The 16684-nt window shown below is 29.7% G+C and carries 14 protein-coding genes; 4 read left to right on the top strand and 10 right to left on the bottom strand.

Translation table 11 applies throughout. From position 1 onward, the window contains the following. The 10 genes from JG780_RS07065 to JG780_RS07110 form a co-directional block, all read right to left on the bottom strand. Positions 1–1919: carbohydrate ABC transporter permease (locus JG780_RS07065; RefSeq protein ID WP_287569805.1), on the bottom strand; the 1919-nt coding region annotated here is incomplete at its 3' end. 10 nt (positions 1920–1929) lie between these two features. Next, a complete protein-coding gene (locus JG780_RS07070) occupies positions 1930–3219 on the bottom strand; it encodes a carbohydrate ABC transporter permease (protein WP_012580446.1) in 1290 nt (429 codons plus the stop codon). Positions 3220–3232: 13 nt separating this feature from the next. Further along, entirely contained in the window at positions 3233–4612 is a 1380-nt protein-coding gene (gene hslU / locus JG780_RS07075) for an ATP-dependent protease ATPase subunit HslU (protein WP_287569807.1), read from the bottom strand. 11 nt (positions 4613–4623) lie between these two features. Further along, entirely contained in the window at positions 4624–5619 is a 996-nt protein-coding gene (locus tag JG780_RS07080) for an HD-GYP domain-containing protein (RefSeq protein WP_012580444.1), read from the bottom strand. Next, positions 5597–6859 (bottom strand): M16 family metallopeptidase, encoded by a 1263-nt coding sequence (locus tag JG780_RS07085; RefSeq protein WP_148203258.1) that lies wholly within the window; start codon positions 6857–6859, stop codon positions 5597–5599. The genes JG780_RS07080 and JG780_RS07085 overlap by 23 nt, the downstream gene beginning before the upstream one ends. Before the next feature lie 18 nt (positions 6860–6877). Then, positions 6878–8971, bottom strand: coding sequence for a polyribonucleotide nucleotidyltransferase (locus JG780_RS07090; RefSeq protein WP_004102764.1), 2094 nt, complete (start codon positions 8969–8971; stop codon positions 6878–6880). 11 nt (positions 8972–8982) lie between these two features. After that, positions 8983–11091 carry a TIM-barrel domain-containing protein gene (locus JG780_RS07095; RefSeq protein ID WP_287569812.1) on the bottom strand — a complete coding sequence of 703 codons (2109 nt, stop codon included), beginning with the start codon at positions 11089–11091 and terminating at the stop codon, positions 8983–8985. A 22-nt stretch (positions 11092–11113) separates the two neighbouring features. After that, positions 11114–11950: a pantoate--beta-alanine ligase gene (gene panC, locus JG780_RS07100; RefSeq protein WP_287569815.1), complete on the bottom strand. Its 837-nt coding sequence runs from the start codon at positions 11948–11950 to the stop codon at positions 11114–11116. Continuing rightward, entirely contained in the window at positions 11928–12728 is an 801-nt protein-coding gene (dprA, locus tag JG780_RS07105; RefSeq protein ID WP_287569816.1) for a DNA-processing protein DprA, read from the bottom strand. Before dprA ends, panC begins: the two co-directional genes overlap by 23 nt. Positions 12729–12732: 4 nt before the next feature. Then, on the bottom strand, positions 12733–13014 hold the full coding sequence (locus JG780_RS07110; protein ID WP_004102752.1) for an RnfABCDGE type electron transport complex subunit B: 282 nt from the start codon (positions 13012–13014) through the stop codon (positions 12733–12735). Positions 13015–13123: 109 nt separating this feature from the next. Here JG780_RS07110 and murJ point away from each other — a divergent pair, with 109 nt between their 5' ends. From murJ to rnc, 4 genes are all read left to right on the top strand, one after another. Then, a complete protein-coding gene (gene murJ / locus JG780_RS07115; protein WP_287569817.1) occupies positions 13124–14551 on the top strand; it encodes a murein biosynthesis integral membrane protein MurJ in 1428 nt (475 codons plus the stop codon). Next, positions 14535–15215: a biotin--[acetyl-CoA-carboxylase] ligase gene (locus JG780_RS07120; RefSeq protein ID WP_287569818.1), complete on the top strand. Its 681-nt coding sequence runs from the start codon at positions 14535–14537 to the stop codon at positions 15213–15215. The genes murJ and JG780_RS07120 overlap by 17 nt, the downstream gene beginning before the upstream one ends. A 2-nt stretch (positions 15216–15217) precedes the next feature. Continuing rightward, complete coding sequence (locus JG780_RS07125; protein ID WP_287569819.1) at positions 15218–16246, top strand: adenine nucleotide alpha hydrolase family protein; 1029 nt, start codon at positions 15218–15220, stop codon at positions 16244–16246. After that, the coding region (gene rnc / locus JG780_RS07130; RefSeq protein WP_287569820.1) for a ribonuclease III at positions 16165–16684 on the top strand (520 nt) is incomplete at its 3' end. The genes JG780_RS07125 and rnc, both read left to right, overlap by 82 nt.

Below are 16684 nucleotides of genomic sequence, written 5' to 3' on the forward strand. Positions count from 1 at the left end.
GTTATTATTACTGGTTTACTTAACGGTACAACTATTTGCCATAAAAATCTCCAATGTGAACAACCATCTATTTTCGAAGCATCAAATAATTCTTTTGGAATTGATAGAAAGTGTTGTCTCATTAAGAATATAGCAAAAACACTAACAATCCAAGGAATAATTAACGAATAGTATGTATCAATCCAACCAAATTTTGAAATTGTTATAAAGTTTGGCACTAATAAAACTTCGCCAGGTACCATCATTGTTGCTAAGAACAAACCAAACAAAGCATTTTTCCCAGGAAAATTCATCCAAGAAAATGCATAAGCAGCCATAGATGCTAATATTACTTCTAATACTGTTGTTGCCGTCGCAACAAAAACTGTATTAATATAATACTGACCAAAAGGCGCAGCCTTCCATGCATCAACATAATTTTGGAATATATTCTTTATTATTTCACCAAATGTAAATGAAAGATTTATTGTTGATAAATTGTCATCGCTTAGATAAATAGGAGCAATTCCATTCAACTCAATTTCTATAACTTCACCATTTCTTACTCTAACTGCTTTAACAAATTCTGGTGCATCAATAATCTTCCATGAATTCATTGAATTATTATAAACCTTTCTTACCAAATCAAGGTGATCAGTAAGTAAAATTAATTCTTTCAAGAAACTTTTGTAATTTTCTAATTCATAAGAAATACTTTCAACTTTTGCCTTGAATATTTTATATGAACTACTATCACTTAATATTTTATCAGAAATATCTATCAAATCATCAAAACTTCCATTCTTTAAAATTTGTTCATAATCGACTCCTCTTTCAATTAAAAGATTTTTATAGGTAACAACTAAACTTTTTAAATTATTTAAAAATGATGTTTCAATCTTATATTCATTTAAAAAATAGCTGTCAATCTTTTTAGAAAACTTTTCAGGAAGATTATCAAAATCCTCTGAAACAATTAGATTGTTTAAAATTTCCGACTCAGGTAATCTTTTTAAATTTTCTTTTAATAATGCCATTCGTTCATTTTTTGTCATAACTTTTGCAATAATAGGTTTATCGATTCTTTTCACTTGTAATCGCTTAAAGTATTTATATACTTCCAAATAAAATTCAATGTAATCTTTTTCTTGTGAAATGACATTTACAACCTTTGTACTGTAAATATTTGTCAATTCATTTTTACCACCATAGACTAGATTTATAGAATCCAAAAGTTTGTAAAGTTCGTTAATTTCATCATTAGTTAATACTAAAGATTTACCTGCTTTGTATTTTAATATATCTTCTTTTAAAGTAATAAGATTTTCCGTAGCTTTATTTAGAAAATCTTTAAATCTTGTTTGTTCGTTCTTATCTGATACTCTTCTTTCCACAAATTTACTTACTAATTCTATTCCAGATATTGCATTGTTAATTTTCGCCTCAAGATTTGAAATGTAGTTTAATCTTTTAAAATACGGGGAATTTCCGCTATAGTAAAAGAGAAAAACTTCTTCAAAGAACTTTTCTGGTGACTCAGTTGAAAATTGCTGTGGAAATTTCAAAGATTTGATCCATTTACTAAAATTATCCATTGAAGCCTTTTCAATATAATCATATCCAGTTATATCTAATGTCATTTTACCTCTATAAAAAGGATCATCTTCAACTGATATATTTAGAACATTTTGATCATCATCTTTTGATGATGTAAAACTTAGAGCCTCACTTAAGCTTATGCCTTTCAATGTTCTTAAAGCTCCAATTTTTGTTTCAACTTTTACTTGTCTTGTAGAAAAGAAATTTTTTGAAACCCATTTAGGGGGCCATTGTTGAACTTCACTTGGGAGTTTAAAAGAAGTAACAATCATCCATGCAAAAGGCATAATCATAACAACAAAGCCAATTGATAGTAATAGGTAGATAATCAATTTCTTCATCACTTTCACCTCACGATACATATTCTACGACTTTATTTCCAACTTTATATTGAATAGCTGTGAATATTAAAATTATGCCAAACAAAAGATATGCAGCGGCACTTGCAATTCCCATTCTTTGTTGCCTGTAGAAAAGGTCAAAAACATAATATACCATTGTCATACCGCTGTTATTATATGGACCTGGTAAACCATCGTAAAGAACATAAACTTGTGCAAAAACTTTAAATGCTCCAATCATCGAAACTATTAATAAGAAAAACGTTGTTGGTGAAAGTAGAGGCCAAGTGATTTTTGAAAACTTATGCCAAGAATTTGCTCCATCAACTTCCGCGGCTTCATAATAAAATTGGTCAATATTTTGTAGACCTGCAAGAAAAATAATTGCATCGTATCCAATTTGTTTCCAGATAGAAACAATGGCAATTGTTGGAATTGTCCACTTTTCATCTTTAAGCCACCTTATTGGCTCTATACCAAACCATGATAGGAAATAATTTAAAAGACCAAATTCATCATTAAAAATCCATTTCCACACTAGTGATACAGCAACAACAGAAGTAACAAAAGGAATAAAATAACTTGTTCTAAAAAACACTTTAAATCTTATATTAGAGTTTAAAAGAACCGCAAGGAAAAGTGATATTGCAAGAGTAATAGGAACGGTTAAAATTACATAATAAAAAGTATTAACTAACGCTTTAACAAATAAATTTTTGTCTTTAGCGTCCATAAAGAAGTTTAATAAACCATTTTCGTTAAACTTACTTGCTTCTATCATAACATAAGTAAAAATAATAGCAGCCACATTTAACCACGTATAGTTTCTGTAAAGTCTCATTTGTTCTCTGTTTTTAAAGTTGTAAAATACCAAAATGAAAATTACAATGTCAAAGAAAATCATAAGATAAAAATTCATATTTTTAAAAAATGGAATTAATATAATCGGAATGACATTTAGTAAAAGTAAAAAAATGTTCTTTTTTTTACTAAATACTGTTATTAATGTGTAAAAGGTAATGACAATCAATATAGCAATTAAGATATAACCAATTGAAAAAATAAAGCTCTCAAAAAATGAATATTTTGGAGGATAGTCAAACTCAAAAATGCTTATATAGTTATCAAGACCATTAAAGTAAGGGGCATTCATATTTCTAAAGTCCCATTTAAAAAAGCTCAAAACAAAGGAAAAACCGACTGGCCAGAAAACGAATATTCCTAGAACTATAAGAGATGGTAATAAAAACAAATAAGCAAGTAAAGATTCTTTAAGCTTTTTCTTTGTAGCAGTTTTCACTTAATTTCCCCTCCTACAGAATATATGAAGTTAAATCTTCATCTTCAATTATTCCCTTTAATTTCTTTGTTACATAATCAGCATCTACAATAACTTTTTCTTCTATTTCTGGTGCTTCAAACAATACATCTTCTAAGACTTTTTCAAGCACTGTATAAAGTCTTCTAGCTCCAATATTTTCAAGTTTTTGATTTAATTTGTAAGAAACTCTTGCAAGCTCTTTTATTCCATCATCCGTAAATTCTAATTGTACGTTTTCAGTATATAATAACGCTTGATATTGTTTCGTAAGAGCATTTTCAGGTTCAACTAGTATTCTTACAAAATCTTCTTCTTTAAGAGGCTCAAGTTCAACTCTTATTGGGAATCTACCTTGAAGTTCTGGAATAAGATCTGAAGGTTTTGAGACGTGAAATGCCCCAGCTGCTATAAATAATATATAATCTGTTTTTACTGGACCGTATTTAGTTGTTATTGTAGTTCCTTCAACAATTGGTAATAAATCTCTTTGAACTCCCTGCCTTGAAACGTCTTGCCCACTACTCCCTGTTTTAGCTGCTATTTTATCCATCTCATCTATAAATATAATTCCTCTATTCTGTGCAAGTTCAAGAGCTGTTTGGATTGTTTCGTCCATATCAATTAATTTTTCTTCTTCTATAGGAAGCAAAACTTTTTTTGCTTCAGAAATTTTCATTCTCCTTCTCTTTTTTTGTTTTGGGAAAATATTTCCAATGACATTGGATAAATCCATACCAATGTCTTCCATTTCTGGAAGTCCAATAAAACCAATTGGCGAATTTGAGGTTTCAATCTCAATTTCAATTTCTTCATTATCAAGTTCTCCAGAACGTAATCTTCTTCTTAACTCTTCTCTTTTCCTTAAATTTTCTGAATAATCATCAGTTTGTTGTGGCTTTTCCATCTGCATTCCAAAAATATTTGCAAACGGAATTTGTGTTTTCTTTTTCAAAGGAACCATTGCATCTAAAATTCTCTCTTCAACATTTAACTTTGCTTTTTCTTCAACTTCTTTCATTTTTTGTTGCTTAACCATATTAACAGCTATCTCAACCAGCTCTCTTATCATTGAATCAACATTCTTTCCGACATATCCAACTTCAGTAAATCTTGTTGCCTCTACCTTCAAAAATGGAGAGCCAGACAGTTGTGCAAGTCTTCTGGCAATTTCAGTTTTACCAACACCAGTTGGCCCTATCATCAATATGTTTTTTGGAGTAATCTCTTTTTTCCATTCGTCTGATAATTTTTGTCTTCTAATTCTGTTTCTAATAGCGATAGCTACAGCTTTTTTAGCTTTGCTTTGTCCAACAATATATTTATCTAGTTCTTCAACAATTTGTTTAGGTGTTAATTTGTCAAAATCACTCATATTTGTTCCTCCTATTCTTTTAATATTCTTTTTATTGATATTTTTTCTTTTTTTATGTCAATTTCCCTATTTTCTACCTTTACAATGGGAAACACACCATTAGATACTTTAAGAACAACACCTTTTCTACCATCACTAAGTTCAACAATTGTACCAGTTGGATAAATTCCAACATAATGGACAAATTTTGAAACAATTTGAGGGTCAAAGTATTTTCCAGAATTAATAATTATAAATTTCAAAGCTTCATAAGGAGTTAAAGCATCACCAGGAAAATCCTTACTAATCAAAGTATCATAGGCATCTGCAACAGCAATAATTCTAGAAAAAATTGGTATTGAACTTTCCCGTAACCCTCTTGGAAATCCTTTCCCATCATATCTTTCATGATGATGTAAAACGCTAAGAAGTATATCATTATTTGTTTCAAAGTAATTTTTTATTAACGCTGCTGATTTTATTGGGTGAGTATCATAATAGTTTATCACATCACGAATCGGTTTGTCATGTGATAAGTCATGCAAAAATGAAGAAATAACTAGTTTTGTTAGTAATTCACGGTCAAAACCTAAATTTATCCCAATTATTGAGGAAATTACAGCCACATTTATACAGTGCCTTATAAGAGGTTTTGAATCATTGTTTAACAAATTTAGTATTTTTTTATCGATTTTTTTCAATACCTCATTCAAAATATTTTCAGATTGTTCAACCATCGCACTTATGTTTATTTCACCTTCTTTAATTTCATTGAATGCCCTTTCTAATTCCTCAGAGAGGGTTCGGTAGTTTTCGTAATCAATTATTGGCTCTACTTCACTACTAATAAATATTTCTTCCTCATAAATAGGAAGAGAATTTACTCCTCTGTTTTTTAGAAGGACAATATCCCCTTCCTTTAATATTGAACCTTTTTTTAATAAGATAATAAAACCGGAAGGATCATAAACATCCTCGCCAAGTTTTTCACCTGGCTTTACTTTGTTAACGTTTTTCCAAATAATCAAATTTTATCCCCCCAAGTTTATCAAAATAATCAATATTTTCATTTGCTACATAAAATAATGACCATTTAGAGCTAAACAATTTTTCAAAAACATTATTTACCTTGTCTTTTGTAATATTTTTTATCTTAGAAACAATATCGTTGGGTAATTCTGGATCTACTTCATTTGATATATATTCAATTATAAGTGTCGTCAAAGCTGAAGTATTTTCAGTGGAAAGTTCAAGTTTTCCAATTAATCTTTTAATGCCATAATCAAATAATTCATCAGTTAAATTAAAATTGTTAATTGAATTTAACATCTTTTCATGAAATTTTTGAACCTTTTCTATTGAAGTCGCTGCATATATATTAAAAAGTCCCCAATTTTTATGCGCAAGATTTGAAGTATAAATATCATACACAAGTCCTTCTTTTTCTCTTATCTCTTCAAAAAAATATGAGCTCATTCCACTACTTAAAATAGTATTCAAGACAATAGCTGCATATCTATCCGTTTCTTGTAATGAAAAACCATCAGTTACATACAAGATATGTACTTGATTTGCATTTTTCATTATCTTTCTTCGTATAATTCCATGCTTAATAATGCTTTTATGTTTTATTGTTCTTTCACCAGGCCTTTTAATTTTCTCCAATTCTTCTAAAATTTTATCAAAAACTTCTTCAGGTAAATGACCAACTATTATCACTTTTACATTATATGGATTATAAAATTCTTCATGAAATTCTTTTATATCGTCCAATCCTATTGATTTTATAGTTTCTTCAAAGCCAATTACAGGTTTTGAGTGAGGCCCATCTATTCCTTCTTGAAACATTAATTCGTACAAATTATTTAAAGGTTCTTCTTTATTTGATAGATATTCATGGTAAATAATCTCTCTTTCAAGTTCCAAATCTTCTTTTTTAAAAACTGGATAAAAAACTATTTCTTTTAACACGTCAAAAGTTTCGTAAGCCATTGATGAAGGAACTTTGGCATAGTATACAGTATTTTCCTTATCTGTCCATGCGTTAAGTATCCCTCCAACTGATTCAACAGTTAATTTTAGTTCTTTCATAGAATATTTTTCTGTTCCCCTAAAAGAAAGATGTTCTATAAAGTGAGAAATACCAAGAAGATTGGTTGGTTCATATACAGAACCAACTCCTACATTGAAAGCTATTGTTACTGACCTAATTCCATCAATTTTGTAATAATATACTTCTAATCCATTACTTAATACAACCTTTTTCATCATATCACCCATTAACTATTAATTAGTTTTCCCAAGTTGTATTCTTCCATTTTCATCTATATTAACAACAATAACTTTTATAATATCACCTATTTTATATTTTTCCTTAAAGTTTTTAGAATCTTCACCAAGTTTACTTGAATGCGCAAGCCCAATTTTTCCAGGCATTAATTCAACAAAAATACCATAAGGTTCAATTCTTGTAATTTTTCCTTCAAACACATCTCCTACTTCAATATCTTTAGTAATCGTCTTAATATATTCTATCGCTTCATTAACTTTCTTTTGATCTTTTCCATAAATTGAAACCTTACCAGTAGTATCATCAATTGAAATTTCTACGTCATATTCTTTAATGATAGATTTAATAACTTTACCTCCAGGACCTATCAATTCTCCTACTTTCATTGGGTCAATTTCAATTGTTACAATTAATGGAGCATAAGGTGATAGTGATTCTCTAGGCTTTTCTATAGTATTGAACATGATATCTAGAATTTTCATACGTGCTTCTTTTGCTTGTTGCAAAGCCCTTTTAAGTAATTCCTCACCAACACCTGCAACTTTACAATCCATTTGAAAAGCTGTTATTCCATTTCTCGTGCCAGCAACTTTGAAGTCCATATCTCCCCAATGATCTTCCAATCCTTGAATATCTGTAAGAACAACTTCCTGGCCATCTTCTATTATAAGTCCCATAGCTACACCAGCTACATGAGTTCTTATAGGAACACCTGCATCCATTAATGCTAGTGAACCAGAACACACCGTAGCCATTGACGATGAACCATTTGATTCGAGAATTTCTGAGACAACCCGTACAACATACGGAAACTCTTCTTCACTTGGTACAACAGCTTTTAAAGCTCTTTCTGCTAGATGCCCGTGGCCTATTTCTCTTCTTCCTGGACCTCTTAATGGTTTTACTTCTCCGACAGAAAATGGTGGAAAATTATAATGTAAAATAAATCTTTTCGTACCCTCTTCCATTATTGTATCCACTATCTGTTCTTCCATAGGTGCACCTAAGGTTACAATTCCTAAACTCTGAGTTTCACCTCTAGTAAACAATGCCGAACCATGTGTTCTTGGAAGTACTCCAACTTCACAAGTAATAGGTCTAATCTCATCAACTTTTCTACCATCTGCTCTAATTCCCTCTTCAATAATTATTTTTCTCATTAATTTTTTTGTCCTCTCATCAAAATACTCTTTCAATAAAGATTCTTGTAAAATTTTTTCATCATCTTCCATCTCAACATCTTCAAATATCTTCTCAAGTATTTGATCTCTATATTCCTTTAATTTTGCAGATCTTTCTAGCTTTTCTTTAATTAAGAGTTTATCTCTTAATTCTTCTTCTGAGATCATTTCTTCAAATTTACCTATTAATGTTTCATTCGGTTTTGGCTCTTCAATTTCCATTTTTTGAACATCAAATTGACTTAAAATTTCTTCTTCGAATTCAATTATCTGCTTGATAGCATCGTGTGCTACCATTAATGCATTTACCATCTCTTCTTCCGTTACTTCTTTTGCTTCACCTTCTACCATAGTAATAGCATCTTTGCTTCCAGCAACAACAATATCTAGCCTACTTTTTTCAAGCTGTTCTTCAGTTGGAAAAACAACAAATTTACCATCAACATATCCTAATCTTACACCTGCAACAATACCTTCAAAAGGAATCTTTGAAATATTTAGTGCAAGTGAAGCAGCTATTATTCCAGTTACATCTGGTGGAGTATTACCATCAACAGATAATACAGTAACAATTAACTGAACATCATTTCTTAAATATTTTGGAAATAGAGGCCTTATTGGTCTATCAATTAACCTTGCAGAAAGTATTGCAGATTCAGAAGGTTTCCCCTCTCTCTTAATAAATCCTCCAGGAATTTTTCCAGCAGCATAAAATTTTTCTTGATATTCAACTGTTAAAGGAACAAAATCTACTCCTTCTATAGTTCTATCAGAAATATTTGCTGTAGCAAGTACCACACTATCCCCAAATTGCACCCAGACGGAACCAGCTGATTGTTTAGCTACTTTTCCATGTTGAACTATCATTTTTCGCCCAAATAATTCTTTGGTCCATTCTCTAAATTGCATAATTACACCTCCTAAAATTCTTTATTTATCTTCTCTATACTGGTCTTTGTAAATATTTCAAAAGAAAAATTGCGTTTTTTATGTTTATAACCTTCGCGTATTTTCTTAATTTTTAGTTCACCGTGCTTATAAATAAACTTGTATAAGTTATACATTCCTTTTTTATAATTATTTGTTTTTCCATCATCTTCATAAAAATAACCTATTGCTTTTCCACTATATGCAAATATTTTCCCAATGATTTCCTCTTCATATGAATTTTCTAAATATTGTTTTGATTCTTGCGTTAAAATAATTGAACCATCTAACGCAAAATGCGGTATCTCTTCTATTGTTGCATTTACCTCATGCCATCCTTTGTTTAAGAATTTATTATTGTTCAAATCATAGGATCTCTTTGGAAGATAAACTAAACGGCTTTTTGCTCCAGGCTTATAGATTGGGGCAACTATAATACTTCTTCCAACCATAAATTGATCATCAATCTGATAAGTTTTTTTATCTTTTTCAAAATGCAAAAATAAAGGCGCTATTAATGGAATATCCTTTAAAATACCTATCATATATTCACTATACAAATAAGGAATAAGTCTATATCTATATTCTATTATCTTCTTTAGTATTTTTTCATACTTTTTGTCAAAAGTCCAAGGTTCTTGCCTTCTCGTTCCAATAGCAGAATGATTTCTAAATAGTGGCATAAAAGAGCCTAATTGCATAAACCTTACCATTAGTTCTGCAGATGTGTTTCCACCAAATCCACCTACGTCAAAACCTGTATTAAAAACTCCGACTAAACTCAAAGACATAATTCTTTGGATTTCAAGTAATATATGTTCCCACCAGCTATGGTTGTCGCCAGTCCAGACACCGCCAAACCTCTGCACACCTGAATATGCAGCTCTTGTTATATTTATATTTCTGTAATTTTTTGGAAATCCTTCTTGAGTAGCACGAATCATGTTGAAACCATATACATTTCTTAGTTTATAATGTTTTTTACCATTTAAATGTACAATTTCATTTCCTCTATCTTTCCTCGGTATGGAACCAATTTCTCCAAATGCCCCAGCAACACCTATTCCATCTTCTAACTTTAAATTTTCCAATTTTTCTTTTGCATGTGCTATATCTTCATCGGTTCCAAAAATTGCAATTTCATTCATATCATTCCATATTCCATCAATGCCATCTTTTACAAATTCTCTAACTTTTTGCGACCACCATTTTCTGACATTTTTGCTCGTAAAATCAGGGAATCTAACTCTACCGGGCCAGACTGCACCTTCGAAATCTTCTCCCCTTTTGTCTTTTAAAAAATATCTATCTTTTGCTTCTTCAAATACTCTATAACCTTCTTCAACCTTAACTCCCGGATCTAGTATTGCAGATACTTTAAATCCCATTTTATGCAATTCTTCTAGCATCTCTTTATGATCAGAGAACTTTTCTTTATTCCATGTAAATAATTTAAAACTATCCATATAATCAATATCTAACCATATAACATCACAGGGGATTTGTTTTTCTCTAAAAGTCTTTGCCAAGTTTAACACTTCTTCTTTTGAAAAATAACTCCATCTGCTTTGCTGATATCCAAGGCTCCAAAAAGGAAAAGCTACATTTTTACCAGTTAAATACAGATAACTTTTTAATAATTTGTCTATTTTTTCTTCTAAAATAACATACTGAGTAAATCCTTCTCCTTTAATTTTAAATGTTATTATATTTCTTCCTTCACTATCCAAATCAATTTCCATATATCCCGGATAATCTGTAAATATTCCATATTTTTTATTTTCATTTACAAAAATAAAAAACGGGAAACTTTTATATAAAGGTTCAGAACCTGGATGGTGAGTAAAATTATCGGTATTCCAGAATATATATTGCTTTCCTCTTCTATTAAATTGTCCTACTTTATCACCAAATCCAAAAATCATTCCTTCTTCTATTTTCTTTTCTAATACTAAAAATTCTCCTTCTTTTTTTAAAGAAATATCTTCGAAAATATTTTCAATTTTATATTTTTCGCTTTTTGGAAGTATTTTAACTCTTTTTTCTTTTATTACGGCTTCACTATCTACATCAGGATTCCCGTAAATAAGCTTATAAATCAATTGTACCAGCTCCTTGTCTTATTTATATTATCATATTATCAATTAATCTTGCTCTTCCAACAAATACTGCAATTGCAATTATAACTCTTCGATCTATTTTTTCTACAGGCTCCAAATTTTCTTCATCTACTATTTCAATATAATCTATTCTTAACAACGGATGTGTTAAAATCTTTTTCATTTCATTTTTAATAATTTCAACATCTTTTTCTCCCGATTCTATTAATTCTTTAGCTCTCAATAATGATTTATAAAGTCTAACAGCTTCTTTTCTTTCTTCGTCATTTAAATAAGTATTTCTTGATGATAATGCAAGTCCATCAGGTTCTCTTACAATAGGCATTTCAACAAGCTCTACATCCATGTTTAAATCCCTTACCATTCTTCTTAAAACTCTAAATTGCTGTGCATCTTTTTGACCAAAGTAGGCTCTTGTAGGCTTTACAATATTAAATAACTTAGTAACAACAGTACAAACTCCTCTAAAGTGGCCAGGTCTTGAAGCACCACACAAAAATCTCGAAAGTTTTATTTCTTCAACATATGTTGAGAAAGAATCCGGATACATTTCTTCAACTGATGGCACAAAAACATAATCAACTTCCATATCTTTTAACATTGAGAGATCTCTTTCAAGATCTCTGGGATAATTGTTATAATCCTCATTCGGGCCAAACTGGGTTGGGTTAACAAAAATACTTACTACTGTTATATCGTTTTCACTTTTTGCAGCTTTTACAAGCGATAGATGACCTTCGTGTAAAAAACCCATCGTTGGAACAAAACCTATAGCTTTTTTTGATTCGAGAATTTCCTTCGATATTTTCTTCATCTCTTCAATTTTTTCTATTACTTTCATTTATAACACCTCTCATCATATAGAAATCTAATATTTCATCAGGATCTGTAACAGGATACGCACCATTTTTTATTAAAAAATTTGGTCCTTCAGAATTTAAGGAAAATATGTTACCCGGAACAGTAAAAAGGTCTTTACCAAAATCAATTGCATAATTAGCTGTAATCATAGTCCCACTTTTTTTCTTGCACTCAACTATTAAAACTCCTTCAGAAATCCCAGCTATGATCCTATTTCTAAGAGGGAAATAATGTTTTTTTGGATTTTCCCAAGGCAAATATTCACTAATTAGACATCCCTCTTTAGATATTTTATCGTATATATATTTATTTTGCTTTGGATAGCAAATATCAACTCCACATCCTAGCACAGCAATTGTCTGTTTCGAATTTTTATGAGCCTCGGCATCAATTCCAATTGCCATCCCGCTTACTATAACGAAAAAATCACTAAGTTTTTTCACAAACTTTTCAGTAATACTTTTTCCATATGCTGTCATGCTTCTAGTCCCAACTACAGAAAAACAATTCTTTTTTAACAGATGAATATTTCCTTTATAAAAAAGTACAACTGGTGGCTTCCAAATGTTTTTTAAATACTCAGGATATTCATCATCAAAAAATGTAAGAATACCATTTCCTGAAAATTCCAGCCATCTTGTTAGTTTGCTTTCTATAAACTTTTTTCTTTGAATATCTTTGCTTTTTATGTAACCATTTTTTATTTCATTAATTGAATAGCCAAGACTGCTTAAACTTGCTATTTCAACTTTAGTCATATTTTTATTTATTTTGTTCCAAAATTTCTTTAATTCTTTCAATTACACCCATTTTTTTACCAGGCAGACATTTATCAATTGCATCACCTTTTTTTACAATAGCTGAAGCATACCCTTCGCATCCAGGATATCCACAAGCACCACAGTTAATCCCTGGAAGAACTTTTGTTATTTGTTCAATTCTTGGATCAACTTCGACCTTAAACTTTTCATTGCTAAATGCAAGAAATAACCCAAATCCTAATCCCAAGGCGCCCATAACAAGTGCTGAATAAAGAATAACCACTTACAACACCTCCTGCAACTTATTTTTCAATGATATTTTACCACAAATAGACCATTTTTAATAGAAGTGCTATAATACTTTTTTGAAAGGAAAAGTTGGGAGGAAAAATATGTCTATACTTTTTAGTAGCATTCTTTTTTCTATTGCAACATTTTTCTCTAGAATTTTAGGACTATTCAGAGATGTTTTATTTGCAAAATATTTCGGTGTTTCATATGAACTTGATGCATACTTTATAGCCATCATGTTTCCCTTTTTTCTTAGAAAAGTTTTTGGTGAAGGAGCTATGTCTTCTGCATTCGTACCACTTTATTCAGAAAAAAGTGGAGAGGAAAAAGATAAATTTTTATCATCTGTTATTAATGGCTTTTCTTTAATAATTTTGGCATTAGTTATATTATCTTATTTTTTTCCAGAACTAATAATCAACTTATTTGGAGCAGGCAGCTCACACGAAACAAAGATATTGGCTAAAAAGCTTTTATTAATTACTTCACCTTCAATATACTTTATATTCTTGTGGGCAATCTCTTATTCAATTTTAAACACAAATAACAAATTTTTTTGGCCAGCATTGACTCCTAGTATATCTAACATAACAATAATAATAGGGACATTTTTATCAACAAAATATGGAATAATTTCACCCACGATAGGTTTCTTAATTGGGTCAATATTAATGTTTTTTAGTATTATAAAATCAATCATAAAACATAAATATTACTTTACGATAAAGCATTTTCCACATTTTTTGAAATTATTTTTTCCTACATTTATGACTATGGTAGTTTCACAAATAAACACTGTTGTTGATATGAATGTTGTATCCTTTTACGACAAAGGAAGTATTTCATACCTGCAGTACGCTTCTAGATTTTATTTACTTCCATATGGCCTTTTTGCTGTATCAGTCTCTACGGTTGTCTTATCAAAGATATCGAATGACAGAAAAAATTTTAATTACCATTTAAATGATGCATTAAAATCAACCTTATTTTTTACAATACCATCTATGGTAGGATTAATCTTTTTATCAACTCCAATAATTAGATTTTTTTATGAACATGGAGCATTTACTTCTAAAGACACAATGATTACATCTAAAATTTTAATCGCATATACATTAGGATTACCTTTTTATGGAATTTATTCAACTATTTCTAGAAGTTATCATGCTATAAAAAACACAAAAACACCTTTTATTGCAGCTACTATAGTATCTTTGTCAAATATTATTTTAGATATAATTTTTGGTCTAAAATATGGACCAAATGGAGTTGCTTTAGCTACAAGTATTGCAGGTATTATAGGAGTTTTATATTTATTATTTTCTGTAAAGACTTTTCCGATAAAAGACTTTTTAAAGATATCATTAAATAGTCTTATAATGTTATTTGTAATATATCTGACTGATTTTACAGATAATAAGTTTTGGTTCTTGATACAAATTTTGATTGGAATTTTAGTTTATTTAATTTTTAGCAGTATATTCTATCGAGATTTAATACGGAGGTTTTTGTATGCTAGAAAGAAGTAAGTTAATTTGTTTTGAAAAAATAAATAGTACAAACACATATGTGAAAGAGAATTATAAAAATCTCGACAATGGAACAATAGTATTAGCAAAAGTTCAAACTCAAGGCAGGGGAAGACTTGGAAGAGTATGGATTTCACAAGAGGGCGGATTATGGTTTTCTATACTTTTTAAGAAAAACTTAAAATATCCTAATTTTTACACTAAGCTTTCAGCAATTACACTATTGTCAATTTTGAAAAATTTGAAAATATCTGCTAAAATTAAGTGGCCAAATGATATATTTTTTAAAGAAAAAAAACTTTCGGGTATACTTACAGAAATAATAAGCAAAAATGGAAAAGTACAGGCAATTGTAGTTGGTATCGGATTGAATGTAAATAATGAAACTCCACCTGAAGGCACTTCTGTATTAAAAGTTACTGGAAAAAAATTTGAAAATGATTTAATTTTGGAGATGTTTATAGACAAATTTAATATTTATTATAAATTTTTTAGATTATTTCCTTTTCTGCTTACCATAGCATGGAAGAAAAACTTAATTTTTAAAAGAAATGACATAATAAATGGTTATAAAATAAAAAAGATTACTTCTGAATACTTGATTGTAGAAAAGAATGGTTTAAATAAGAAAATTAAGAGTATACACGAACTTGAAGGAGGATAAAAATGAGCACAGAAAAATTAGTGGAAAATATAAAAAATGAAATTAAAGAAGTTGTCAAAGAATATGGTAATAAAAATGTTGTAATTGCATTTTCTGGAGGATTAGATAGTACAGTGGCAGCTCTTCTTACTAAAGAAGCACTTGGACCAGAAAATGTTGAACTAGCCAACGTTGTTTATGGACCTTTTACATATAAAAGGAGTATTGAAATTGTTAAAAAGTCTGCTGAAAAAATGGGATTAAAGATTACATTTCTTGAATCATTATATCAAAAAGAAATATGGAAAAATGGACCTTCATGTAACATGTGTACCAAAACTGTAAAAATGAATACTGTAAAAAAATATGCAAAAGATAGATTAGTTATAACTGGTTCAAATCAAAGTGATAGCTGGGGAAAAACAGGATTAAAAGTTTTCAATGGTTTATATGCGCCATTAGGTGATTTAAATAAATCTGAAATCCAAAATATTTTGGATTTTTATTCATTTAAATTGGAGAGAATAGGTGAAAATTCAAAAAGGGAAGGTTGTAAATTAAAACATCTTTTAAAGATCATGACAAATTTGGATTATCATGGAAAAGCAGTTGATTTTGCTAATGAAATATTACTTGAAAATGTCCCCAAAAATCTTGAACTTGCCAATGTGAAAATTTTAGGTCCACTTTCTAAGAATATTGCAATCATTAATGTTAAACCTATGGTTGATAACATTAATGAAATAAAGAAAAAAATTGAAAATATTGACGTTATAGATGAAGTAATAGTAGCTAAAAAACCACTAATATTACATGTAATTGCAAACCCTTCAATTTATAGAGTCAAAAACTCTAGGTATTGGATAGAAGTAGGGAAATTACAACCAGAATTTGCCGTTCCAATCAAGGTTATATGGAAGGAATCTAAAAATAACAAATTAAGGACAATACAAGTAGTTGGGGTGGAAGAATGGAAAGATTACGACCCGAGGAACTTGAAAATAAACTTGGGTACAGATTTAGAAATGAAGAACTCTTGCTCACTGCTTTAACACATACATCATTCGCACATGAGAATAAAGTTAAATCTTACGAACGTTTGGAATTCCTTGGAGACGCAGTTATTGATTTATTGCTTAGTACAATTCTTTACCAAGAGTTTATCAATTTAAACGAAGGTACAATGGCACAAATCAAAGCAGCAGTAGCAAGTGAAGATATATTATATGAAATTGGAATAGGTATTGGAATACAAAATTATATCTTTCTTGGAAAAGGTGAGTTAAAAAGTGGCGGAAAATACAAAAAATCTATAATTGCAGATGTTGTTGAAGCATTAGTTGCGGCAATTTATGTTGATTGCAAAAAAGATTTAAATGTTTTAGAAAATGTATTCCATGATACTTTTAAAAGGTATATAGAAATTTTTCTTAGTGGAAAGAGAATTTTTGATTATAAAACAAAACTCCAAGAAATTACCCAAGACCGTT

Origin of the sequence: Thermosipho sp. (in: thermotogales) (assembly GCF_020054775.1) — a bacterium.
Lineage (GTDB): Bacteria > Thermotogota > Thermotogae > Thermotogales > Fervidobacteriaceae > Thermosipho > Thermosipho africanus.

Bases quoted from the DNA above. Each gene is read 5' to 3' on its own strand.
- dprA (WP_287569816.1), bottom strand. From the start codon at position 12,728: ATGACTAAAGTTGAAATAGCAAGTTTAAGCAGTCTTGGCTATTCAATT.
- JG780_RS07090 (WP_004102764.1), bottom strand. From the start codon at position 8,971: ATGCAATTTAGAGAATGGACCAAAGAATTATTTGGGCGAAAAATGATA.
- JG780_RS07120 (WP_287569818.1), top strand. From the start codon at position 14,535: ATGCTAGAAAGAAGTAAGTTAATTTGTTTTGAAAAAATAAATAGTACA.
- hslU (WP_287569807.1), bottom strand. From the start codon at position 4,612: ATGAGTGATTTTGACAAATTAACACCTAAACAAATTGTTGAAGAACTA.
- murJ (WP_287569817.1), top strand. From the start codon at position 13,124: ATGTCTATACTTTTTAGTAGCATTCTTTTTTCTATTGCAACATTTTTC.
- panC (WP_287569815.1), bottom strand. From the start codon at position 11,950: ATGAAAGTAATAGAAAAAATTGAAGAGATGAAGAAAATATCGAAGGAA.
- JG780_RS07085 (WP_148203258.1), bottom strand. From the start codon at position 6,859: ATGAAAAAGGTTGTATTAAGTAATGGATTAGAAGTATATTATTACAAA.
- JG780_RS07125 (WP_287569819.1), top strand. From the start codon at position 15,218: ATGAGCACAGAAAAATTAGTGGAAAATATAAAAAATGAAATTAAAGAA.